Origin of the sequence: Chryseolinea serpens, assembly GCF_900129725.1 — a bacterium.
Taxonomy (GTDB): Bacteria; Bacteroidota; Bacteroidia; order Cytophagales; family Cyclobacteriaceae; genus Chryseolinea; species Chryseolinea serpens.
Genome location: NZ_FQWQ01000001.1, coordinates 198,102 through 222,445, shown reverse-complemented (window position 1 = coordinate 222,445; position 24,344 = coordinate 198,102). Strand labels below are relative to the sequence as shown.

14 protein-coding genes are annotated in these 24,344 nt (G+C 53.4%); 7 read left to right on the top strand and 7 right to left on the bottom strand.

Annotated features, from left to right (window positions below; all coding sequences use genetic code 11):
• Positions 1–2: 2 nt before the first annotated feature.
• Entirely contained in the window at positions 3–881 is an 879-nt protein-coding gene (locus BUB30_RS00790) for an archaemetzincin (protein ID WP_073129921.1), read from the top strand.
• 92 nt (positions 882–973) lie between these two features.
• Here BUB30_RS00790 and BUB30_RS00785 read toward each other — a convergent pair whose 3' ends face one another.
• The gene (locus BUB30_RS00785) at positions 974–1,543 is read right to left on the bottom strand and encodes a dihydrofolate reductase family protein (RefSeq protein WP_073129919.1); all 570 of its coding nucleotides are present in this window, start codon (positions 1,541–1,543) and stop codon (positions 974–976) included.
• Positions 1,544–1,792: 249 nt separating this feature from the next.
• Between BUB30_RS00785 and BUB30_RS00780 the strand changes: the two genes are divergently transcribed.
• Positions 1,793–3,649 carry a type II CAAX endopeptidase family protein gene (locus BUB30_RS00780; RefSeq protein WP_178376984.1) on the top strand — a complete coding sequence of 619 codons (1,857 nt, stop codon included), beginning with the start codon at positions 1,793–1,795 and terminating at the stop codon, positions 3,647–3,649.
• 450 nt (positions 3,650–4,099) lie between these two features.
• Here the strand turns inward: BUB30_RS00780 and BUB30_RS00775 are convergent, their stop codons facing one another.
• Positions 4,100–6,703, bottom strand: a complete 2,604-nt coding sequence (locus BUB30_RS00775; RefSeq protein ID WP_073129915.1) for a GH116 family glycosyl-hydrolase — start codon at positions 6,701–6,703, stop codon at positions 4,100–4,102.
• 519 nt (positions 6,704–7,222) lie between these two features.
• Here BUB30_RS00775 and BUB30_RS00770 point away from each other — a divergent pair.
• Both BUB30_RS00770 and BUB30_RS00765 read left to right on the top strand, forming a co-directional pair.
• A complete protein-coding gene (locus tag BUB30_RS00770; RefSeq protein ID WP_073129912.1) occupies positions 7,223–7,585 on the top strand; it encodes a DUF1987 domain-containing protein in 363 nt (120 codons plus the stop codon).
• Positions 7,586–7,849: 264 nt separating this feature from the next.
• Entirely contained in the window at positions 7,850–8,239 is a 390-nt protein-coding gene (locus BUB30_RS00765) for an endonuclease domain-containing protein (protein WP_073129910.1), read from the top strand.
• 141 nt (positions 8,240–8,380) lie between these two features.
• On the opposite strand, the gene BUB30_RS00760 is transcribed toward BUB30_RS00765, so the two are convergent.
• Positions 8,381–10,522 (bottom strand): M3 family metallopeptidase, encoded by a 2,142-nt coding sequence (locus BUB30_RS00760; protein WP_084137815.1) that lies wholly within the window; start codon positions 10,520–10,522, stop codon positions 8,381–8,383.
• Positions 10,523–10,798: 276 nt separating this feature from the next.
• Here BUB30_RS00760 and BUB30_RS00755 point away from each other — a divergent pair, with 276 nt between their 5' ends.
• Entirely contained in the window at positions 10,799–11,536 is a 738-nt protein-coding gene (locus BUB30_RS00755) for an SDR family oxidoreductase (RefSeq protein ID WP_073129908.1), read from the top strand.
• 728 nt (positions 11,537–12,264) lie between these two features.
• Here BUB30_RS00755 and BUB30_RS00750 read toward each other — a convergent pair.
• A complete protein-coding gene (locus BUB30_RS00750; RefSeq protein ID WP_073129907.1) occupies positions 12,265–13,284 on the bottom strand; it encodes a cytochrome d ubiquinol oxidase subunit II in 1,020 nt (339 codons plus the stop codon).
• Positions 13,281–14,606, bottom strand: a complete 1,326-nt coding sequence (locus tag BUB30_RS00745; RefSeq protein WP_073129905.1) for a cytochrome ubiquinol oxidase subunit I — start codon at positions 14,604–14,606, stop codon at positions 13,281–13,283. The genes BUB30_RS00750 and BUB30_RS00745 overlap by 4 nt, the downstream gene beginning before the upstream one ends.
• A gap of 311 nt (positions 14,607–14,917) precedes the next feature.
• Here BUB30_RS00745 and BUB30_RS00740 point away from each other — a divergent pair, with 311 nt between their 5' ends.
• Positions 14,918–16,033: a sensor histidine kinase gene (locus tag BUB30_RS00740; protein WP_073129903.1), complete on the top strand. Its 1,116-nt coding sequence runs from the start codon at positions 14,918–14,920 to the stop codon at positions 16,031–16,033.
• Between the two features lie 215 nt (positions 16,034–16,248).
• Complete coding sequence (locus BUB30_RS00735) at positions 16,249–16,644, top strand: response regulator (RefSeq protein WP_073129901.1); 396 nt, start codon at positions 16,249–16,251, stop codon at positions 16,642–16,644.
• Here BUB30_RS00735 and BUB30_RS00730 read toward each other — a convergent pair whose 3' ends face one another.
• Positions 16,645–17,889 (bottom strand): ATP-binding protein, encoded by a 1,245-nt coding sequence (locus BUB30_RS00730; protein ID WP_073129899.1) that lies wholly within the window; start codon positions 17,887–17,889, stop codon positions 16,645–16,647. It abuts the gene before it with no gap.
• A gap of 9 nt (positions 17,890–17,898) precedes the next feature.
• A complete protein-coding gene (locus BUB30_RS00725; RefSeq protein ID WP_084137814.1) occupies positions 17,899–24,324 on the bottom strand; it encodes a HAMP domain-containing protein in 6,426 nt (2,141 codons plus the stop codon).
• Between the last annotated feature and the right edge of the window lie 20 nt (positions 24,325–24,344).

Here is a 24,344-nt window from a genome sequence, read left to right as displayed (position 1 = left end):
CAATGATAAAATTCATCGCGTGGTCATTCGCCGTCATCGTCCTGGCAGGTTGTGATCGCCCCGAACGAAAAATACAGGGCGCTCCAGCCGACGATTCATACAAACCGTTGGCCAGGCTAGACGTCGCGCTCGGCAAGCCCGCTCCCGAGGATTGGCTGGCGGTACATCCAGAACCCGGCCAAACTTTCGAGCAATACGTGGCATCAAAACCGGTCAGGGCGTCGTCAGAGCCATATGAAATTTACCTGCAACCTGTGGGAGTCTTTACGCCCGAGCAAACAGGGCTGTGTCTTCACACGAAAGATTATCTCCAAATATTCTATGGCTTGAACGTTGTCCTGCTCCCTGCAATAGACGATACAGTCGTTCCGGACAGCGCGAGAAGGTCTGAACAATTGTTGACAGGCCCCATTTTAGATCACCTGGAAAAAACGCGTCCCCGGAATGGGTTGGTCATGGCCATCACGGCGAAAGATCTTTATCCCGGTAGTAATTTTAATTTCGTCTTTGGTCAGGCACGGTTAACAAAGCGCGTAGGCGTATCATCTTTTTACCGTTACCTGGAAAGACCGATCGATTCATTGTCGTATAGGCGCTGCCTGGAGCGGCTCATTAAAACTTCTTCTCATGAGATCGGTCATATGCTTTCGTGTCAGCACTGCACGCATGCGGTATGCGTCATGAATGGCTCGAATGGACTTTGGGAATCCGATTCGAGACCCAATCGGCTTTGCTCGGTCTGCTTTAGAAAATTCCAGTGGAACACCGGCTTTGTTGCTGTATCAAGACAACAACAACTCGTCGCGTACTTCCAAAAACATGGCATGAATAGGGACTACCTGTTGGCCAAGGAGGATCTGGCGGCCATTGAAAAACCTTGAGGCAATTTTCAGCTTTTCTTCTCGCGTTTCATTCTCTTCCGTCCGTATTTCCGGTTCATTCGTCCGGTCTCGGTCTGATCATAAAAAAATCGCTACGCCCGTTTCCGCTCGTAATGCAAACACACCACTTCGGCAAAGGTCTTCGTCTCCACAAAATGAAGCGGCATCCGGTCTTTTATTTTAGCGAACAACGGGATGCCCACACCCAGCAAAACCGGGTTCACAAACAACCAATAATCGTCGATAAGATCGAATGCCATGAGGGTATGCGATGCACTCGGGCTGCCGAAGATGAGAATGTTGCCGTTGGCGTTTTGCTTTAGGTTCGTGATTTCCTCCTGCACACGGTCGCTGACAAATTTTGTGCGCTCACGTTTTTCGTTTTTCATGGAACGCGACAGCACCACCTTTGTCACCCGGTTATACCATTGTGAATGTTCGATGTCGTGCTTTGAAGCGTTGGGCTGATCGCCGGCCGCAGGCCAGTAGCTGTCCATCATTTGATAGGTCACGCGACCGTAGAGTGCTGTGTTGGCGTGGTCGGTAAGCTTGCCTACAAAGTCGAACATGTCGGCGTTGTGGCTGATCCAGTCCATTTCGCCTTTGGGGCCGGCCACAAAGCCATCGAGAGAGGTGTGCATGCAGAGGATGATCTTGCTCATGGGGATGTCTTTTTAGTCTTTCAAAAGTATTGATTTTCAAATTGAGGATGCATGCTTTTCCGGAAGAATACCCGCTTTCCGCGATTCATGTTCCCGTGTCATCTGCATTTATACTCCATCCACCCCCAAACCATACCTTCCGCCATGTTAGATTATCCGCCGAAAGAAAGAATTTGGCCCTTGAATTTTTAGTTATTTAGACCCGTTTTCCGGATGCTAAACTTCGCCCCAAGCCTAACCCCGATGTCTTTGAAACATCTACTTTTCTTTGTCCTCACCGCCGTTGCGTGCCGCCATGCCGTGGCACAATCGTCTCCTTTCACCATCGACCACACCCAGCACCTGGACCGCCTGGGCAACGCCAAAGACTCGTTGTACCAAAGCATCCTGGACCAATACAAAGATTTTATCTGGCGCAACCCCAAAGACCCAAATGCCCGGCTGGAGCGTTGCCGGTTTATTCAAACGGCCTACTATGACGACTACGAAGAGTACAACCCCAACGAAGAAGCCGCCGAAGAATGTGCCCGCGAACTGCTGAACGTTTTCCCGAAAGACCCGGACGTGCTCCTGTATGCCTCCGAATTTCTGTACGGCGACACAGCGATCGCCTATCTCAAAAAGCTGACCCTTGCGGTCGAGTATGACCCGGTGTTGTGGAAGACAAACGGCTGGAAAGTATACAACCAACTCGCCGAGCAATATGCCAATACCGACGCACATCGCGAGGCCTTGCGCTATGCCACCCGTGCTGTCGCCAGCAACGATACACTCGACCTCTCCTTGTTGCAGGCGCGAGCCTACAAGGGCATCAAGCAAATCGACAGCGCCATCGCCGTATTGGCCAGCCATCTTGATTCGACGGATGTAGGATGGGTGTTAAATCAAAAAGGCCGCATGCTCCTCGAACTCGGCGCGCCCGCCCGCGCCATCGAAGCCTTCAATCTTGCTGCGCGCGATACGGCTACCCACCAGGACCTCGCCGCCCTCGCCCAAGCCATGATCGACAACGGCCTGCACGAAGAGGCCCGCGCCTACCTGCTGAAGGATTACAAACAAAACCAGTGGAAAACCACGCAACGCGCACAGAAACTACTGGAGTACGACCTCGCCCACGGCACGGCCGACTCCGCCGCATTCTCCTACAAGCGCTTCACCGACGAAAAGTTCATGAACGATCCGCTTGGCGTTTACCGCCTTGAACTTTTCGTCCGGTCGCCGGGCGCAGGATGGTCATGGGCCGACGCAGGTCGTGTGATCTTACTGATCTGCACGATCGCACTGGCGTTCATCGTCCCCTACCTATGGGTTCTGCCGATCCACTACATCGGCGCCATCCGCAGGGCACGTGGCAAACTCATACCCGAAACATCATTCCACTGGGGTCTGAGACATTTCTGGGTGGCGTGCTCCATGTTGCTGGTGTGCGACCTGCTGTCTATCCTCCTCTTCGATTACCCGGGCTTCCTCTCCAACTTCAGCGAAGAGATCGCGGCCAGTCAAACCAACCCGATCAACAAGGCTTCCGCCGACATGATGCTGTTTTTCAGCACCACCTCCTTCGTGTACACTGTCGCACTCATCGACCCGGAAGACATCCGGATGTTCTTTTCGCATCTGCGCTACAACGCTGGCCTCATCCGTCGCCAATTTGGATTGGGCATTGCGCTGGCCTTTCTGCTGCGCATAGGTCTCGCGTTCTATCAAGCCCTCCTGGGCGCCTTCCACATCAACCTCGCAGAAGAAGTATCGACCGTGATGGCTTCCTCCGTGGTGGACAACATTGTCTCGATAAACCAGTTCTATAATCCCGTGCTGGGTTTCATGTTCGTCGTGTTGCTGGTGCCCTTCTATGAAGAAGTCCTGTTCCGCGGCATCTTCCTTTCCGCCTGCCAACGCAACATACCCTTCCTCTGGGCCAACATCGCCCAGTCGCTGACCTTTGCCCTGCTCCACCAAAAGCTGGTACTCATCCCCTTCTATTTTGCCTTCGGCATGGTGGCAGGACATTTCGCAAGGAAAACGCAAAGTCTGACAGCCGGGGTGGCGCTACATGTGACGAATAATTTTTTGGCTTTTTTGGCGATACTGTATTTGCAGAGATAGGGCTAATCGTCATGGGGTGATGGCGCATTGAGGGGGCTGGTTTGTTTGTGCGATGGGTCAAAAAAACTTGTTGGTGAGACACCAACAAGTGGGTATGGGGAAACTTATTGATGCGGAGCAGCATTTGTAGCCCGCCGCCCTGATGCTGCGCGTCATAGCACGGTGAACGCGTCACAACTTGATCTGAAAGGTCGATAGAAGAGAACAAGGAACTCGCTATGCCGATGCTCATCACCACAAATTTGGACTCCTCACTCTAAATGATGCTCCCATCATGAAGTCCCCCCACCGCCCACTTGTTGGTGTCCCACCAACAAGTTTTTTGAATTCGCCCCACAAAAGAAACGAACATCCCACCGCGCCCAAGCCAAGGATGCTCATCACATTCCAGTTTCCACGATAACAAAATGACCCCCAACACCACTCCCACCCCCAATTCCGTCTCCCAAATTATTTCTGCCCAACACTAAACGTCTGCGATCCCCCTTCCCCAAGGACCACCATCTTCTTCAAACCCGTTTCCGCGCCTTTCGTGGCTATGGTTTTCAATTTGAGCGTGCCGTGATGCACCTCGATGGCAACTTTTGCGGTGGCCCCTTCATTCGTGACGTGCGCCATGCCCCAGCTATAGCCGTTTGACCAGAAATAGTTTCCCGGCGTTGATGTGATCGTAAATTTTGCCGCCGGGGCGGAATAGTGAAATCCGCTCAATGCCACAACGGCCGACCAACTGGCCATCGCCCTCGCATAGTGGTTGCCACATTCCTCTTCATTGAAAGGATTTCGTTTAACGCCATTGAAACGGTCACGCACATCGGTGATGGTGCTCAGGGCCTCTTCCCGCATGCCTTCGTAGAGCATGCCCGTAGCCGCCGTGTACTCCAGCCCAGTCCATGCTTCCGACCAATACGACAACGGAATGGCTGGACGCTTGGAAGGGTCGGGATAGGCCGTTAACATGAGACCCGCCTCGTTGCCCAGGGCGTAGGAGCGCATGTTGTTGAAATGATCGCCAAACGTTTTCACATAATTATAGCGGCGGATACTTTGCAGTGTTTTCTTCACATGCTCGGGGTTCACCAGATAGCCGAGGTCACAAATGTGGGCCATGTTCTGCCCCACCAATTGATCTACCAGGCAGCCTTCACCAATCTGAAAATCGGGATCCTTCAAATCCTTCGAGCCCATGCCGATGAGCAGGCCCGGCGCAATGGCCTCCTTGCTGGCCACCGGCTGGATCTGGTGGATGTAGAATTCGCCGTTGAACAGGTGCGCATCGGTCCACTGACTGCCGCGAACAAAAAGCTGTTTGCAGGTGGCTTCAAATTCTTTGTCCTTCATGTAATTGGCCATCGCCGCCGCAGCCTTGAGTGCGCCAAGATACCAGAATTCGATCTCGGGGTTTGGGCCATAGTATTCGATGTCCATCGTGTTGTGTTGGCAGCCTTCCATCACACCGTCTTTGTCGGCGTCCCACCCACCTTTGATCCACGCAAACGCCAGGGCTTTCTTCACACCGGGATAGACTTTCTTCAAAAACGCATCATCACCCGAAAGCTGCCATTCGCGGTACACTTTCATGACCGTTCCCATTTGTCCATCCGCAGCGGCGGCTTTCCAGCTCTTGTTCTTTTCTAACGGTAGTGATACCCGGAAACTCATGAGCCCGGTATCGTCCCACAAGCCATAGGTGTATTCTACTTCGCGCATTTTTTTGGCGAGCTCACCAAACAAGAAGGGCGTGGCGTGTTCATAGTTCCACACGTGCGTACAATTCCCATAACACGATCCGGTGGACGCAAACGCGCCCTCCCACCCAAAGAAATTTCCGTCGCGTGTACGAAAGGCCGTCTGCGAACGGAGCGTGCTCGTGTTGAAGAGCGCGGCTTCTTTTACCACGTCGGGGTAGTCGCTTTGCAGGAACAGGGTGACAAACTCCAGGGTCTTTCGTTCCAGTTCCGGCAAGGCCGTGAGCGTTTTCTCGGCTACGTCCCAGGCGTCGGTGTAGCGGGTGGTGTAATAGTTGCCCACTGTTTGTTTGTCGTCCCAATCTTTTCGGTTTGGGAAATGCCACGTGAGCAGGAACTGTACCTCTTTCGTTTCGTTTGGCGCCAGCGATAGTTTCACGGCCAGCCCAGCGCGTGGGCTGTCTTCCGGCTCGTCGAATGTGATGTCTTTGAAAATGCCATCGTCGGCAAAGTCCATCCACATGTCGTTCATGTTTGCGTTCCATCCCTTGGGGTTGAACGCCGTGCGATAGCTTACGCGATAGTCCTTGTCCATTTCCGACGTGGTGAGCGCGATCGTGCCCCAGGTGCTGGCGTCCTTGTCCACGCTGTCGGAGGTCATGTAGATGCCCGTGAGGTGGTCCGTTTTCCGGAAGGTGTTCCGGTTATCCTTTGCGCCTTGCGGAATGATGGCCCGGTTAAAGGAATTGAACCCCACCTTAAAGCCATCCATGCCGATAAAATTGTCGAGCGAACCCGCAACCGCCACGATGAGGGGCTTGCTGGACTTGTTGGTCAGCGCATAGCGAATAACGGCCACCGGTATGCCGCTGGCGTCGGCATCGGCCGGGATAAAAGGGTTGAACACTCTGACTTTGGCCGAGACAGGCATTTCAGGATCCTCCAGGTTCACCACCGCGAACGGATAGGCCGCGTCAAACGAGGCCGTCGCGAACCGGGGAAATCCGTGATTCGGGGCCGTGCTGCCTTCTGAACCGGCATATTCGTAGGGCGGGATCGGCCCTACCAAGGCCCGCGACGCTTTTTTGCCGTCGGGATCTTCGGTGTATACCATGAAGAGCGGCGCTTGCTTAGGGGTGGTTGAGCCATAAAAACCGATGCCGGGCTTGTTCATCATTTCCACATCCTTCCACTGGCCATTGCCCCCAATGGAAATGTTCCCCGTCCCGATGCCGCCCACCGGCATGGCGATGCGGTCGGTCGCCTCTTTTTCATAATGTTTTAACACCGGCCACGATGTTTTCTGGGCCTCGGCCACCGGAGCGAGCAGTGCGCTCCACAACAAAACGGCGATGTACTTCTTCATGGTTGTAGTTTTAGGGTTGTTAGAAAAGCATTTACCACCCCACAAAACCCAGCATAGAAACCCGGCATCAAGCATTACAGCGAAGCGCTAAACGTTTAAAGCACATTCAAACAGGTGGTTAAAGGAAAGCTACTAAATCACTTCTTCAATCGCCACCGAAAAATGCAAAAACTCACCCGGAACAAACATCCGCCAGACGCGTCGCAACGCAACATCGCATTCGAAAGAACGTGCCAAATAGAAACACGACGCCACATTCCGGGTCTGTTTCTCTTCATTTTAAAAATAAATCCAGCGCATTCATTACATCCCTTCCCCAAACCCGGCATTCTAAATACCTTTGTTACCGTAGAAAGAAATTTGACCACCGGTTATTTAGAGTGGCCACACCGTTGCGCCACATTCCGGACCGAAATAGATTTGCACCGCAAAATTTTCTTTCATCATCCATAAAAGACCACCTCGTTAACAAGAATTGAAGTAGTAAGAAAATAAAAGGCCGGCATTAACTGGAGCAATATGGAAATCCTCACGATGGAAAGCAGCGACGACACACCACAAGTGATCCTGAACAAAGACAAAAACATCTTCGAGATCTCCGGCCGCTGTCTCCCGGAAGACGCCGTATCTTTTTTCAATCCCATCATGGACTGGATCAAACGCTACGCCCAATCCCCCAACCCCGCCACAGCCTTCCACATCAAACTCGACTACTTCAACACCGCCTCCTCCAAACTCCTCCTCGATCTCCTCACCGCCCTCAAACCCATCCCCGCCATCCGCGTCATCTGGCACTCCTACGCCGACGACGAAGAAGTGCAAGAAGCCGGCGCCGAATTCTCCGAACAAGTAGACATCCCCTTCGAATTCCGCGAGCGCTAGTCCACCCCAAGCCCACAATCCCCAAATCAACCGGCTCCCACGAAGCCACGCACCCCCTCACGCCCAATATTCCCCCACAACAACGCACCACCAATTAACAACACTCACCCAATCACAACGCCACCCCTAGACAAAATATTTTTTCCACCCAAAAAACTTTCCCTAACTTCCCCTCAAACCAAAACCCACACCCACCCCCTCCTGCCCTCAGGAGGGACCCGTTGATGACACGACGTGTCATCAACGAGGGAGGTCCTTCACCCCATGCCCGATATCCACAACCGCAAATACCTCGAAAAATTCCGCAAACAAAACCGGAAAAATTCCACCTCTGCCGAAGCCACCCTCTGGCACCACTTAAAAGCAAAAAAGCTCGGCTGGAAATTCCGACGACAACACAGCGTGGGAAACTACATCCTGGATTTCTATTGCGCTACGGAGCGGGTAGCGGTAGAGTTAGATGGAGAATACCATTTTACGGAAGAAGGCAGGAAGCGCGATGATGTGCGGACGAAGTATTTAAATGGGTTGAATATTAAAGTGTTGAGGTTTGAGAATAAGAGGGTGTTTGAGGATTTGGGTGGGGTTTTGGGGGAGATTAGGGGGGCGTTTGACCTCCCTGATTCCGACGGAGTCGGAATCGGTCCCTCCTGAGGGCAGGAGGGGCATTGGTGGGGGGGTGTCGGTTTTTTTGGGGGGAAAGTTTGATGTGGGTGACCTTGGTCGTGGGGGTGAAAAATGCAAGGGAAACAGGAACGCCAGGCTGTGCCTGGCGTTTCTTGTTTTTTGGAAGGGTTATTTTGGTTTGGCGAAGCCTCTCACTTCCATGAGGGCGTTGATCTTGGGGTCGCGGCCGCGGAATTGTTTGTAGCCTTCGGCGGGGTCGATGGTGTTGCCCACGGAGAGGACGTGTTGCTTGTAGCGCGCGCTTACGGTTTTGTCGTAGGGGCCGCCGGCTTCGGTGAAGGCGGTGAAGGCGTCGGCGGAGATGACGTCTGACCAGAGGTAGCTGTAGTAACCTGCGGAGTAGCCGTCGTCGGCGAAGATGTGGAGGAATTGAGGGGTGCGGTGGCGCATGACGATCTCGGCGGGCATGCCCAGGGCCGTCAACGTCTCGCGTTCGTATTGGTCGGGGTCAATTTTCTTGTCGCCTTCCAGGTGGAGCTTCATGTCAATGAGGGCGCTGGCCAGGTACTCGACCGTGGTGAACCCGGAGTTGAAGCTTTTGGTTTTCCGGATCTTGTCTACCAACTCCTTGGGTATGGGTTTGCCGGTTTGATAGTGCAGCGCAAAAGTATTCAGCACCTCCGGGGTGAGGAACCAGCGCTCGTTCAACTGCGAGGGGAACTCCACGTAGTCGCTGGCCACGTTGGGTGACTGCAGCGATGGATACGTGACGTTGGAAGAAAGTCCGTGGAGGGCGTGACCAAATTCATGGAACAACGTGTTGGCGTCGTCCAGCGAAATAAGAACGGGCTCTCCCGGTTTGCCTTTTATGAAGTTGCTGTTGTTGGATACCATGGGCAGCATGCCGCCATCGAGTTTGTGTTGGTTGCGGTAGGTGTTCATCCAGGCGCCCGAGCGTTTGCCGGGTCGTGCATAGGGGTCGAAATACCAGACACCAACGGTCTGGCCGCTGGTCTTGTCTTTTACCTCCCATACTTTGACGTCGGGATGATAGACGGGGATGCTGTCGAGCGGGGTGAACGTGAAACCGAAGACTTCGCCTGCGGCCCAGAACATGCCTTCCCGCATTTTGTCGAGCTGCATGTAGGGCTTCACTTCATTTTGGTCGAGGTCATAGCGTTGCTTTCTCACTTTCTCGGCATAGAAGCGATAGTCCCACGGGGCGATCTTGATGTTGGCTCCCTCCTTTTGGGCAATCGCCTGCATGTCGGCCACTTCCACCTTTACACGGGCGACGGCAGGCTTCCACACTTCTTCCATGAGGGCCATGGCGCGTTCCGGTGTCTTTGCCATTTTGTTGTCCAGCATCAGGTGGGCATGGGTTTTAAAGCCCAGGAGTTTGGCGCGTTCGGCGCGCAATTGCAGGATGTCGGTGATGATGGCGTTGTTGTCGTTGGCGTTGCCGTTGTCGCCACGATTGATAAACATGCGCCATACTTTTTCACGCAGCTCGCGATTGGTGGAGAACGTAAGGAACGGGTCCACCGACGAGCGGGTGTTGGAGATCAGCCAGACGTTTTCTTGCTTCTTTTCCGCAGCCGTGGCGGCCGCACCGTCGATCAGGCTTTGGGGCAGACCCGCCAGGTCTTCTTTTTTGCTGATCGTGACATACTGATCGTTCTCGTCGGCCAACACGTGCTGGCTGAATTTTGTAAAAAGGGCGGCGAGCTTCTGGTTGATGTCGGACAGGCGCTTCTTCGCCGTGGAGTCGAGTTGGGCGCCCGAATGGACAAAGTTGGTGTAATACAGCCAGGTGAGCCGTTGCTGCTCGGGCGTCAGGCTCTTGAGGGCTTCCGATTCATAGACGGTTTTGATGCGGGCAAAGAGTTTCCCGTTCTGGATGATCTGGTCGTTGAACGCCGCCAGCCTGGGGGTGAGCTCGCTTTCAATCTTTTGGAAGGAGCTGTCGTTCATGTTGTTCGCCCAGATATTGAGAAATGTCTGCAGCCGGTTGAACGCCTTGCCCGACTGTTCCAGCGCCAGGATGGTGTTGTCAAAATCCGGGGCTGCGGTTTGGGACGTGATCTTGTCGATGTCGGCGAGGTTGTCGGCGGTGGCCGCTTCAAAGGCCGGTATAAAATGTTTGTGTTCCACCTTGTCGAACGGCGGCAGGCCGCCATAGGGTCCCTCCCATGCCTTCAGGAGGGGGTTCTGGGGGTCCTCGACGGGTGCTTCTTTGTGGGGCTTACTACATGAAAAAAGCGCCGCTGCAAACAACAGCGACAAAGAAATCCGGTAATGGTGTCTCATATCATTGGTCGGGTTTAACAGGTCCGAAAGTAACACAAGTTCCCCGAAAACGCCACGATGGACTTAACATTAGCATAACAGGGCGACCGGGAGGTTAAACGGCTCCCGGCAATCTTCTCCGGCTAAAATAAATCCCGGGTTTGAAAATAAATCGGACCGGGCGTAAACTAAATTCGGTGAGGCGGTGTAGTACGAAATATACCGATTGGTATTTTTTTATAAGATCCGCTTTCGCGGAAACGAAAATCAAACAAGAAACCAACAACGCACCATCCCATGAAAACAACAAAAAACACCATCCTCATCACCGGCGGCACCGCGGGTATCGGCCTGGAGATTGCAAAACAATTCGCCGCGAAAGGCAACCAGGTGATCGTTACCGGCAGAGACGAAGCGCGATTAAAGAAAGCCCTTACACAAATCCCCGGCGCCCAAGGCATCGTGTCCGATGTATCGAATGGCAAAGACGTAGAGCAACTGGTAAAAAAACTCTACGCCGAATTCCCCTCCCTCAACATCGTCATCAACAACGCAGGACGTGCTTACCTGGCTGACCTTGCCGAAGGACAAGGCACCTTTGAAAAAGCCAGCGAAGAAATGCTGACCAATTATCTGTCGATTATTCGTTTCAACGAAGCCGTATTGCCTTTGTTGAAAGAACAAAATGAAGCCGCCATTGTAAACGTATCGTCCATTGTAGCGCTCACCCCAAATCATCGCACAGCCACTTACGGCGCCAGCAAAGCAGCACTCCACTCCTACACCCAATCGCTGCGCATCGCCTTGGCCAAAAACTCCCCCGTGAAAGTCTTTGAACTGATGCCCCCTCTCGTGAACACCGACTTCTCCCAGGAAATCGGCGGCGAACGCGGAATTCCGCCGGCAGCCGTCGCAACGGACTTAATACACGCGATAGAAAGCAATACGTACGAGGTCCACGTCGGCCAAACGGCCTATATTTATGACCTAAGCCGCAACGCTCCCGCAGAAGCTTTGCTGGCGATGAATCCTTAAGGGTTCATTGTTGAGTTTGGATGGATAGTGAATATGCAGGAGGACCTGGCGATGACAAAGTCAATCGTTAGAAAAAAATGCCAGACCCATTGTTAACTCCATACCTATATACGCCCTGAAAAAAGAAGGTCGCCCCAGAGGTGGCCTGCCCTTTTTAGAACGATCTCTTGAGAAAACGACCACATGCTCAAGTCGTCATCGACAAAGCACAACGCAAAAGGAACCTTGGAGGGATTTGCCGTTGCATCATATGTACGAGGCGATATTTGTCTTTTACAGAAACTAAAAATGTATCCAGGATAAGTTCCGTTTCTGCAAAAACCTTGAGTGATTACATTTCTTCTGCAATAAATGCCCGTAGGGCATCCCTACTATAGCCCCGGGTGAAACCCGGGGTTACGGTGAATCGAATGATCAACCCCGGAGGGGTTTCCTCTTCTGGGGGATGTGTTCGACGTTCGCCGCCTCTAGTGTTCCTTTCACCAATTGTGCGTCACGCCTAGGTAACCCTTTCAGGGTTGAAATGCCCAATTTCGCCGACCCCCAGTTTCACTGGGGGCTATGATAGAAGAGCCCTCCGGGCTCATAGCTAGTCTAGTCCTGAAATCCGTTTACAATCGCGGTAAACCGATTCAGAACTAAGCACAAGCTTGTGATTGCAACAAATAAGCATAGCCCCCGCGTGAAATTGCATTTTTCATCACCACATGCCTCAGTGCACCCATCCCCTACTCCTCAAAATGCCGCATCTTTTTTATCTGGAAACTATAATACAGGTAAAACAACGCCGGCAAAATAAACAAGCTCCCCACCAGCAATGCCCAACCCAACGCTGCCAGCGTTTTCGCCGGGGCCTCGTATTCATAAAGGGAGAGGCTTTCGCCGTTGGCCATGATGATAATATTTGGAAAATGGGCGTAGCTGATGGCCAGCAGGATCATCGTCACCTGGAACGATACCAACAGCCTGAGCAGGAGTCTTCTTTTTCTTCTGATCAGGGCCCAAAGTGCGATCAGCGATACCGTGGCGGCCGATACGGCGAGCAACCCTACCGCATCCTTGAACACCCATTTCATGAGCGGCACGTTGTCGATCTCTGCGGCCACAAACACCAGCACGCCGCAGGCGATGGCAATGAGGTTGGCGTTTCGCGCTTTGCGGATGAATTCCCTGCGGTCGCGTTCGTCTTCGGCTTCGCCGATGAGGTATACGGCGGCCAGGAATCCGCATAGCGCCACCGTGAAGAAGCCTACGGCGACGGAAAACCAATTGAACCAGCCATAGACATAGGCCGTCAGAAAATCCTTGGCGTCGGGCTGGATCTGGCCCGACACGGTGCTTCCGGCAATGATGCCCAGGAAGAGCGGCGTGACAAAACTCGACCACACAAAAACGCGGTTGTACAGTTCCTGCATCTCGTCGCGCACGGCATCGTAGTGGCGGAACACGAATGCCGTTCCGCGTGCCGTGATGCCCAGCAGCATGATCAACATTGGGATGTGCAGGTAGATGGATAGTTGGGTGTAGATCACCGGAAAACCCACAAACAAGATCACGACGGCGATGATCAGCCACATGTGGTTGGCCTCCCATATCGGCCCGATGGCGTGATAGAGCGTGCGCCGCGTGCGGCTAACCTGGTGCGACGAGGTGAACAACTCGATGATGCCTGCTCCAAAATCAGCGCCACCCAATACAAAGTAAAGGAGTATCGAGAGCCAAAGAAAGGTTATCACGACGTAGTTCATGCCGCCTTTGTTGAAGGTTGGACATCATACAGGCGCGGCACCATCTGGATCTGGCGCTTCAACAGGAAAACGATGACGAAACTGAGCGAGATGTAAACGGCCGTGAACAGGTAGAACGTCCACGCAATGCCGGGCATGGGGGTGACGGCGTCTTTGGTGCGCAGGATGCCCTGAAGTATCCAGGGTTGACGGCCCACTTCGGTTACGGTCCATCCGGCTTCAACGGCCACAAAACCCAACGGGGTGGCCAGGGCAAAGAGCGTGAGAAACCATTTTTCCTGAAACCACGCGCGCTTGCGGAACGCGATGAGCACCGTGAGCGCGAGCAGCACCAGGAACATGCCGATGCCCACCATGATCTGGAATGCATAGTGCACCACCGGCACGGGCGGTTGGTCGCTTTCGGGGATCTTGTCAAGACCGGCCACTTCGGCATCGAAGCTGCCATAGGTCATGAAGCTGAGCATGCCGGGGAGCTCGATCGCGAAATCAACTGTTTTGGTTTTGGAATTTGGGATGCCTCCGATAACGAGCGGTGCCGATCGTTGGGTGTGGTAGTGCGCCTCCATGGCCGCCAGCTTGGCGGGCTGCCGGGTGGCCACATCCTTGGCAGAAAGGTCACCACTGAGGGGCTGAAGCAATGCCGCGACGCCGCCAAACGTTGCCGCAATCTTGAAGGCGTGCAGATGGAAAGCGATGTTGCGCTGGCGCAACATCATGAGGGCGTGTACACCGGCCACAGCAAATCCGGTAGCGGCTATGGCGGCCAGCGTCATGTGCAGCGCTTGAGTGAACCACGCGTCGTTGAACATGGCCTTGATGGGATCGATGTTCAGGTATTGACCATCGACATAATCAAAACCGGCAGGACTATTCATCCAGGCATTTGCCGATACCACGAGAATGCCGGAGGCCAGCCCGCTCACGCCCACGATCACGCCCGTGAACCAATGGAACCACGTGTTGAACCGGCCCCAGCCATAGAGAAAAAATCCCAGGAAAATGGCTTCAATGAAGAAGGCCACGCCTTCCAGCGAGAAGGGCATGCCGAAAATGGGCCCGGCGTGCTCCATGAATCCAGGCCACAGCAATCCCAATTCAAACGAAAGCATGGTGCCCGACACCGCGCCGGTGGCAAAAAAAATCGCGACGCCTTTGCTCCAGGCTTTCGTGATGTTTTTGTAAATATCGTTACCGGTAGTGATCCATTTGAAATGCGCTACCGCCATGAAGAAGGGCATGACCATGCCGATGCAGGCGTAGATAATATGAAACCCCAGCGACAAGGCCATTTGTAAACGCGCTGCGAGTAGATCATCCATATTGCACTTTAGTACACGAAAATACACCCGAATGGATACAGTTTATTAATTCTTTTCCACGAAAAAAGAAAACCACCTCTACCTGGAAATCACCGTCCAAAAGAATGGCTTTGCGACGCGGCGCACAGGCTCGTTTTTGATTCGGCAAGCCAAAAAAAACAGGGGCGTTAGGCCACGCTTTAGCTCTTTTTTACGCACTCTGTGGAAAGACTTACTCATCCATCCCAGGGATTCCACAATTTCCAATGGCAAAAAGGGGGTTATAAATTAGGAACAGATATTGTTAATGGTTTACCGCCTACAACTTTCTTATGAAAAAGAATTTAAGAATCCTTGTCCTTGAAGACATGGAAGATGACCTGGAGTTGATTGAATACATTTTGACTGATGCCCATCTTGATTTTTCGACCAAACGCGTCGACAACCGGGAACAATTCATAACCGCGCTGCAAACTGAACCGATAGACGTTATCCTCTCCGACCATTCCCTGCCGCAATTCAATTCGCAAGAAGCCTTAGCCATCTACCTGGAATCAGGGTTGAAAATCCCATTCATCCTGGTGACGGGCGCCGTGTCGGAAGAATTTGCGGTGAACACCTTAAAGCAAGGCGCCGACGACTATGTATTGAAGTCCAACCTAACCCGGCTACCGTCGGCCATCATAAACGCCGTCCGGCAACGTGAAGCAGAGGCGGCGAAAATGGTCGCCAACGATGCCATGCGCCGGCAATATGAGGAGTTGATGAAGATCAACAAGGAACTGGATAGTTTTGTCTATAGCGTGTCGCACAACCTGCGCGCGCCGTTGCGCTCGGTGCTGGGGCTGATCAACCTGGCCCGCATGGAGGACGAAAAACGCGGCAATTTTTTTAACGAATATTTCGGCATGATGGAGACCAGCATGAACAAGCTGGACGACACCCTCAAAGAGATCCTCGACTATTCACGCAATGCCCGCCAGGACCTGACCATCGAAAAAATAGACATCCGCAAATTGGTGACCGACAACCTGGAACGCATGCAGTACATGCCCGGTTCGTCGCGCATTGTGAAGGAGATCGACGTAAAAGAAGACTATGCGTTGTTTTCGGATAAATACCGTCTTTCGGTGATCTTCAACAACATCATTTCCAACGCCATCAAATATTACGACGAGCAGAAAGCGCAGCCCTTTTTGCGCATTGCCATCACGGTGACCAAAGACAAGGCCCACATGGAATTCGAAGACAACGGCATCGGTATTGATCCGGCCTATCTTTCAAAGGTGTTCGATATGTTCTTCCGGGCCACGCACAACAACGACGGCGCCGGACTGGGGTTGTATATCGTGCAGGAGGCGGTCGACAAGCTGAAAGGCACCGTGGTGATCAACTCTGAGATCCGGAAAGGCACGACCTTCGTTATTGAAATGCCGAATTTCTCCTGACGGTTACCCGCAGGACACTCCCGGTATATACGATAGTATCCACCGGCTGTGGAATGGCATTGTCCATCCCGAACCCGGTTCCGGTTTCCAAAAGCCGTCCAAAGAATAATTATAAGGCCTTTTCAGCGCGCAATTTGATTCTTGTATATCTTTAGACCTGTAACTTTTTTCGGCTTGTTTACTGTCTTGTTCTCCGGATTCAACTCATTTGCTCCATGAGTCTTTATCGTACTATCCTCCTGGTCGACGACGACAAGGAAGACCAGGAAATTTTTAGGGACGCTATTGAGGAAGTAGACACTTCGGTCCATTGCCTTTGTGCAAACAATGGCGAAGAAGCGCTTGTCCTGTTGAGCAACGACATCACCGCCCAACCCGATCTTTTATTCATCGACCTGAACATGCCCCGTCTGAATGGCAAGCAGGTTTTACAAGAAATAAAAAAACAGCCCCACCTCGACGGCATTCCCGTCATCATGTATTCCACCTTCTTCGGGGAGGCCGATATTGCCGAGATCACGGCAGCCGGTGCGGTCCATCATATGATCAAGCCCACAAAATTTGCAGACCTCTGCGAATCCCTGGAAAGAATATTGGCGACACGCTGGTGATCATCCCACCTCCTCCTGCCGGATGGGAAGGGAAATGATGAACGTGGATCCTTCGTTCACTTTGCTGCGCGCGGAGATATAACCGTTGTGCAATTCTGCTATCTTTTTGCAAAGCGCCAGCCCCACGCCCGTGCCTGCATAGTCGCCGTTGTTGTGTAGCCTCCTGAACATCCCAAAGATCTCTTCGGCATACTTTTGGTCAAAGCCTATGCCGTTGTCCTCCACAAAGATGCGGCAATAGCGATTCACCAGGTTCTTGTCGCGGTCGTTCACCCCCACGCTCACTTCGGAACGAATGCGAATGGTGGCTTCCGTATCCTTCTTTCGATACTTCAAGGCATTGCTGATCAGGTTCTGGAACAAGGGCCGCATCAGGGTCGGACTCACCACCAGCGGAGGCAGCGGTTCAATGGAGATCCTGGCGTGGGTTTCGTGCACTTCTTCTTCCATTTCGGCCAGCAAGTCGGTCAGCACCACGTTCAGATCGCTGTTCACAAATGCGGACTTGTCGATGGAGATCTTTGAAAACGCCAGGATGTCGACGATGAGGGCCTGCATGCGTTCGGCTGCCTGCTGAATGCGGGTCACCATCTTGGCGTCCTCGTGGAGCACGTCGCGGTATTTGCTGAACAACCGGTCGCTGAACATCCTGATCTTGCGCAAGGGCTCTTGCAAGTCGTGAGACGCCATGAACGCAAACCGCTCCAGGTCCTTGTTGGCCGACTCCAGGTTGGCGATGTTCTCCAGCAACTTGTGGTTAAGTTGCCTTACCTTTTCCTCTGACACCTTGCGTTCATTGATCTCGCGCTCGAGGTTACGGTTGATGGTGATGAGTTTCTGCTCCTGTTCGAACAACAACCGGTTTTTCCGGTACAGTTCGATGAGCACCCCCACCTTGGCGCGCAACACGTCGGGATTGATGGGCTTGAAAATGTAGTCGATGGCCCCCGACTGATACCCCTTGAACATGTTCTCGTCGCCATAGTTGTTGGCGGTGATAAAAATGATAGGAATGTGCTTCAGCTTTTCACGCTCGTAGATGAGGGCGGCCGTTTCGAAGCCGTTCAGGTTGGGCATCTTCACGTCCATGAGGATCATGGCAAAGTCAAACTCACTCAGCAGCACCTTCAGCGCCTGCCTTCCCGAGTTTGCCTTCACAAACTGGTAGCCGCTGGGCGCCAAGATGGTTTCGATGGAGAGCAGGTTGTCTTCGCGATCGTCTACGAGCAATATCTTTGGTTGCATACCGATTTCTTATTTACAGAACCACAACCGCATCAACGAAAGCAGCTGATCAATTTTCACGGGCTTCGTGATGTAATCCGAGGCTCCGGCCTCGATGCATTTTTGACGGTCACCCTTCATGGCCTTGGCCGTCACGGCAATGATGGGGAGCGTGTTGTTTTTGTGCTCGCGCCGGATCTTTTGCGTGGTCTCGTAGCCGTCCATTTCGGGCATCATGATATCCATGAGCACCATCTCGATCTTCGGGTTCTCGGTGAGAATGTTGATGGCCTCTCTTCCGGATTCGGCGGTGATCACATTGATGTTGAAGCGCTCGAATACCGTGGTGAGCGCAAAAAGGTTGCGCACGTCATCGTCCACGACGAGGATGTTTTTCCCGGTGAGGATGTCTTCCTTGTTGCGGATGTTTTCGATGATGCGCCGCTTTTCGGGCGCCAGGCTTTTATGGTTGATGTGCAGGTGCGAGATGGTCTCTTCCAACAAGTACTCGATCGAGTTCACACCCTTCACGATGTGCGAGCTGGAATTGAGGTTCACATTGCTCATTTCCGTTTTACTAAAATCCTTGGCGGAATACACGATGACGGGCGTCAGGTCTGCTTTGGCCCTGCTCACCTCGTGCAACAGTTCAGAACCGGGCATGTCGGGCAAGGTATAGTCCAGGATGATGCAATCGAACTCCTCGGCCTGCACCAGTTCGAGCGCCTCCTTGGCCGTGCCGGCAATGGTCACGTCCACCTTGTCGTCGCGATGCATCTTGGCGATCTGTGATGAATCCAGTTCGTTGTCCTCCACGATGAGGATGCTCTTCTTTTCCTTGCGGTCGTAGGTGACGATGTCGTTGAAAAGGTTGTTGAGCAAGTCGTTGTTCAGCGGCTTCAGCAGGAAGCTGCGTGCGCCGCGTTTGAGGGCCAGCACCCGGTTCTCTTCTCCGGAGATCACGTGGATGGGAATGTGGCGATAGGTGAGATCGTTGCGCAGCAAGTCGATCACTTTCCAGCCACTGGTGTCGGGCAGCTTCACATCGAGGGTGATGGCAATGGGCGAGAAACGGTTTATGAAGTCGAACACTTCGAGGTAGTTGGTGGCCACCACGGCTTTCAATCCTTTCTCATGCGCCTTTTCGATCACGATCTTTCCAAAGCGCAAATCGTCTTCCACCACCAGCACCACTTTGTCGTTGGCCTGGATGTGGCTGCGGTCGTCGCCGGAGTCGTTGATCATTTCGTTGACGATGTCCATGTTGCGGGCTTCCACACCTTCGTTGGTGATGCGCAGATTGCCCAGCAGGTTGTTGATCTGGTTGCCGTCGTTGTCGAGTTGCAACTCCTGGATCACCTTGATGCTTTCCGACACCTGGCGAGGCGCAGCACTGGCCAGGCTGTTGAGCGGCAGGTATAATGTGAACGTACTTCCCCGTCCCGCCTCGCTATCCAACTCGATCGTTCCCCCGAGCAACTCGGCCAGACCGCGGCTGATAGACAATCCCAAGCCAGTTCCACCATACTTCCGGCTGGTCGACCCTTCTGCTTGCTGGAAGGCCTCGAAAATGATGAGTTGTTTTTCCTGCGGGATCCCGATACCCGTATCGCTGATGGAGAAGGCCACCACCGTGGACGCGTTGTCGAGCGTGGCCACACCGGGCTTCCAGGTCCGTTGTGCTTCGAAGATCTTCAGGGCCACCTCTCCTTTCTCGGTGAACTTGAAGGCATTCGACAACAGGTTCTTCAGGATCTGGTTGAGCCGCTGGATGTCGGTGTCCATGGTCGCCGGCAAGGTATAATCGGTTTCAATTTTGAATTTGAGGTTGCGCGCTTCCGAGATGGGTTTGAACGTGGTCTCCACAAACGAAGCGATCTCACCGATCCGCACCGACGAGATGTTGGCCGAAATAAATCCGGACTCGATCTTCGAAAGATCGAGGATGTCGTTGATGAGTTGGATCAAGTCATCCCCGCACGAGTGAATGGTCTTGGCGTAGCGGATCTGTTTGTCGTTCAGGTTGCCTTCGGCATTCTCGTAAAGCTGCTGGGCGAGGATGAGCAAGCTGTTGAGTGGCGTGCGCAATTCGTGCGACATGTTCGCAAGGAATTCCGATTTGTATTTGGACGTGAGGGTGAGCTGCTCCGCTTTTTCTTCCAGCGACTTCCGGGCTTCTTCCACTTCCTTGTTCTTCGCCTCCACTTCGTCTTTTTGTTTTACCAGCAGGAACGCCTTGTCTTGCAATTCGTCGTTGGTCCTGCGCAACTCTTCCTGTTGGGTTTTCAATTCGCCGGCCAGCGACTGCGACTGGGCCAGGAGTTCTTCCGTGCGGGTGTTGGTTTCGATGGTGTTCAACACGATCCCCAAACTTTCCGTGAGCTGGTCGAGGAAGTCAAGGTGGGTCTCATTGAAGACATCCAGCGAGGCCAGTTCGATCACCGCCTTCACGTTGTTCTCGAACACGATGGGCAGGATGATGAGGTTGGCGGGTTTCGCTCTACCCAACCCGGAGTTGATCTTCACATAGCCCTGGGGCACGTTGGTGAGCAATATTTTTTCTTTTTCCAATGCACACTGACCAACCAAGCCTTCGCCGATGGCAAATTCGCGCGGAATGGTTCTTTCTTCTTTATAAGCATAGGCGGCAAACAGCTTCAGCTTCACTTGCGCCATATCTTCGTCTTGCTGCAAGATGTAGAAGGCCCCGTAGTGCGTCGAAACCACCTGCGCCAATTCCGAGAGGATCCGGCGCGTCACGGTCTTGAGGTCTTTCTGGCCCTGCAACATCTGCGTGAACTTGGCCAGGTTCGATTTCAGCCAGTCCTGATCCTGGTTTCGGAGGGTCGTTTCGCGCAGGTTGGTGATCATCTGGTTGATCGTATCCTTCAAGGCCTCCAACTCGCCCTTCGCATCCACCCGGATGGTTCGCGTCAAATCCCCTTTCGTCACGGCCGACGCCACTTCCGAGATGGACCGCACCTGCGTGGTGAGGTTGGCGGCCAACTGGTTCACGTTTTCTGTCAAATCTTTCCAGGTTCCGGATGCTCCCGGAACACTGGCTTGTCCGCCGAGGCGTCCTTCCACCCCTACTTCGCGCGCTACCGTCGTTACCTGTTCGGCAAACACGGCCAGCGTGTCGATCATTTCGTTGATGGTATCCGTCAACTGTGCCAACTCGCCAAGGGCGTTGATGGACAGCTTTTGTTTCAGGTTTCCTTTCGCCACCGACGTCACTACTTTGGCAATGCCGCGCACCTGGCCGGTCAGGTTGGAGGCCATCTGGTTTACGGAGTCGGTCAAGTCTTTCCACGTTCCGGCTACACCGCGCACTTCGGCCTGGCCGCCAAGTTTTCCTTCCGTGCCCACTTCGCGGGCAACGCGCGTTACTTCAAACGCGAAGGAGTTTAGTTGTTCCACCATCGTGTTGATCGTGTTCTTCAACTCCAACATCTCCCCGCGCACGTCCACCGTGATCTTTTTGGACAAGTCGCCATTGGCCACCGCGGTGGTCACGCCGGCGATGTTCCGCACCTGGTCGGTAAGGTTACCCGCCATCTGGTTCACCGAGTCGGTCAAATCCTTCCACGTACCGGCTACACCGGGCACAAAGGCCTGGCCTCCCAGTTTACCGTCGGTACCTACTTCGCGTGCCACGCGGGTTACTTCCGAAGCAAAACCGCGGAGCTGATCCACCATCGTGTTGAGTGTATCTTTCAATTGCAGAATTTCTCCGCGCACGTCCACCGTGATCTTTTTGGACAAGTCGCCATTGGCCACCGCGATGGCCACGTTGGCAATGTTACGGATCTGGGCCGTGAGGTTACCCGCCATCTGGTTCACCGAATCGGTCAACCCTTTCCACACACCCCCCACGCCTTTTACTGTGGCTTGTCCACCGAGTTTTCCTTCGGATCCTACTTCCCGCGCCACACGCGTTACTTCCGATGCGAAGGAGTTGAGCTGATCCACCATCGTGTTGATCGTGTCTTTCAGCTCAAGCATTTCACCTTTCACATCCACCGTGATTTTCTTCGACAAGTCGCCTTTGGCCACGGCGGTGGTCACTTCGGCGATGTTCCGCACCTGGTTGGTGAGGTTGTCGGCCATTTTATTTACAGAGTCTGTTAAGTCCTTCCACGTTCCCCCCACACCCGGCACGTCGGCTTGACCGCCCAATTGGCCTTCGGAACCTACCTCGCGGGCTACGCGCGTTACTTCCGAACCGAAGGAGTTCAACTGGTCCACCATGGTGTTGATGGTATTTTTCAACTCGAGCATTTCCCCCCGCACGTCCACCGCGATTTTCTTTGACAAATCGCCTTTGGCCACGGCGGTGGTCACCTCGGCGATGTTCCGCACCTGGTTGGTGAGGTTGGACGCCATCTGGTTCACCGAGTCGGTCAAGTCTTTCCACGTTCCGCCTACACCCGGCACGTTGGCTTGCCCGCCCAACTGACCATCCGAACCCACCTCGCGCGCTACCCGCGTTACTTCCGAGGAGAAGGAGTTCAATTGGTCCACCATGGTGTTGATGGTATTTTTCAATTCCAACAATTCACCTTTGGCATCTACCGTAATTTTCTTTGATAAGTCACCTTTCGCCACGGCCGTGGTCACACCGGCTACGTTCCGCACCTGAGCCGTGAGGTTACCCGCCATTTGGTTCACCGAGTCGGTCAGGTCTTTCCAAACGCCGCCGACACCTTTCACCGTGGCCTGGCCGCCAAGTTTTCCTTCCGTACCTACCTCGAGGGCCACACGCGTTACTTCCGAACCGAATGAATTGAGCTGATCCACCATCGTGTTGATCGTGTTCTTCAACTCCAGCATTTCCCCGCGCACGTCCACCGTGATTTTCTTTGACAAGTCGCCGTTGGCCACCGCAGTGGTCACACCAGCGATGTTCCGCACCTGGCCAGTAAGGTTCGACGCCATCTGGTTTACCGAATCGGTCAGGTCTTTCCAAATACCACCGACACCTTTCACCGTGGCCTGACCACCAAGCTTTCCTTCCGTACCTACCTCGAGGGCCACACGCGTTACTTCAGAGCCAAAAGAGTTGAGCTGATCCACCATCGTGTTGATCGTGTTTTTCAACTCCAACATTTCCCCGCGCACGTCCACCGTAATTTTCTTTGACAAGTCACCGTTGGCCACCGCCGTGGTCACACCGGCAATGTTTCGCACCTGGTTGGTGAGGTTACCGGCCATTTGATTTACCGAGTCGGTCAAATCTTTCCACGTTCCCCCTACACCGGGCACATCGGCCTGACCGCCCAACTGACCTTCCGATCCCACCTCGCGGGCTACACGCGTTACTTCGGAAGAGAAAGAGTTCAATTGATCCACCATCGTGTTGATGGTATTCTTCAATTCCAATAATTCGCCTTTGGCATCTACCGTAATTTTCTTTGACAAGTCGCCCGTGGCCACGGCGGTGGTCACCCCGGCGATGTTTCGCACTTGCGCCGTAAGGTTGCCGGCCATCTGGTTTACGGAGTCGGTCAGGTCTTTCCACACACCGCCTACGCCTTTTACCGTGGCTTGTCCACCGAGTCGTCCCTCCGTTCCCACTTCGAGGGCCACACGCGTTACTTCAGAAGAGAAAGAGTTCAACTGATCCACCATCGTGTTGATGGTATTTTTCAATTCGAGCATTTCACCCTTCACGTCTACCGTGATCTTTTTGGAAAGGTTTCCGCGGGCGATGGCCGTGGTCACTTCGGCGATGTTGCGCACCTGGTTGGTGAGGTTACCGGCCATGTGGTTCACCGAATCGGTAAGGTCCTTCCACACACCCCCTACCCCCTTCACTTTCGCCTGCCCACCCAGCTTTCCTTCCGATCCCACCTCGCGGGCTACACGGGTTACTTCCATGGAGAACAGGTTAAGCTGCTTCACCATGTAATTCACTTCTTTGGCAATGCGAAGGAATTCTCCCTCCAACCGGTGATCACCAATCTCTTCCGGCATTTCCTGCGAGAGGTTGCCTTTGGCCACCGAGCTGATAACGTGTGCGATTTCAATGGTAGGGTGAACAAGGTCAGAGATCAACACGTTGAGCGAGTTCACGCCTTCGCTCCAGGCGCCCTTTGTACTGGGGATCTCGATGCGCTGCGTGAGCTTGCCCTGTTTGCCGATGGTGTTGCCGGCCCGGGTGAACTCTTGCATCATCTTTTCGTTGAGCGAAATGATCTCGTTGAGGGTGTCGTATATCTTTCCATTCAGACCCACTTCGTCGATGGGCATGCGAACAGAAAAGTTGCCATTTTTTACTTCGGTTAAGACTCTAAGAAGTTCTTTTGAACCTATCTGATCAGAAGATATCGCATGACCATCGGCGTGTAGACTGTCGGTGTCGTGACCGTTGGAACCGTTTTTCTTCACGCGCACATTGGATGCGCTCTTCTTGGCTGGAGTGCGCTTCTCTTTCAACGCGGCTTTCGTCTTCATAGCTGGAGGTTTATTTCTAA

Excerpts from the sequence above, each read along its gene's own strand:
- BUB30_RS00725 (WP_084137814.1), bottom strand. The coding sequence starts at position 24,324 with ATGAAGACGAAAGCCGCGTTGAAAGAGAAGCGCACTCCAGCCAAGAAG.
- BUB30_RS00790 (WP_073129921.1), top strand. The coding sequence starts at position 3 with ATGATAAAATTCATCGCGTGGTCATTCGCCGTCATCGTCCTGGCAGGT.
- BUB30_RS00785 (WP_073129919.1), bottom strand. The coding sequence starts at position 1,543 with ATGAGCAAGATCATCCTCTGCATGCACACCTCTCTCGATGGCTTTGTG.
- BUB30_RS00770 (WP_073129912.1), top strand. The coding sequence starts at position 7,223 with ATGGAAATCCTCACGATGGAAAGCAGCGACGACACACCACAAGTGATC.
- BUB30_RS00745 (WP_073129905.1), bottom strand. The coding sequence starts at position 14,606 with ATGGATGATCTACTCGCAGCGCGTTTACAAATGGCCTTGTCGCTGGGG.
- BUB30_RS00765 (WP_073129910.1), top strand. The coding sequence starts at position 7,850 with ATGCCCGATATCCACAACCGCAAATACCTCGAAAAATTCCGCAAACAA.
- BUB30_RS00735 (WP_073129901.1), top strand. The coding sequence starts at position 16,249 with ATGAGTCTTTATCGTACTATCCTCCTGGTCGACGACGACAAGGAAGAC.
- BUB30_RS00740 (WP_073129903.1), top strand. The coding sequence starts at position 14,918 with ATGAAAAAGAATTTAAGAATCCTTGTCCTTGAAGACATGGAAGATGAC.
- BUB30_RS00755 (WP_073129908.1), top strand. The coding sequence starts at position 10,799 with ATGAAAACAACAAAAAACACCATCCTCATCACCGGCGGCACCGCGGGT.
- BUB30_RS00760 (WP_084137815.1), bottom strand. The coding sequence starts at position 10,522 with ATGAGACACCATTACCGGATTTCTTTGTCGCTGTTGTTTGCAGCGGCG.
- BUB30_RS00775 (WP_073129915.1), bottom strand. The coding sequence starts at position 6,703 with ATGAAGAAGTACATCGCCGTTTTGTTGTGGAGCGCACTGCTCGCTCCG.
- BUB30_RS00730 (WP_073129899.1), bottom strand. The coding sequence starts at position 17,889 with ATGCAACCAAAGATATTGCTCGTAGACGATCGCGAAGACAACCTGCTC.
- BUB30_RS00750 (WP_073129907.1), bottom strand. The coding sequence starts at position 13,284 with ATGAACTACGTCGTGATAACCTTTCTTTGGCTCTCGATACTCCTTTAC.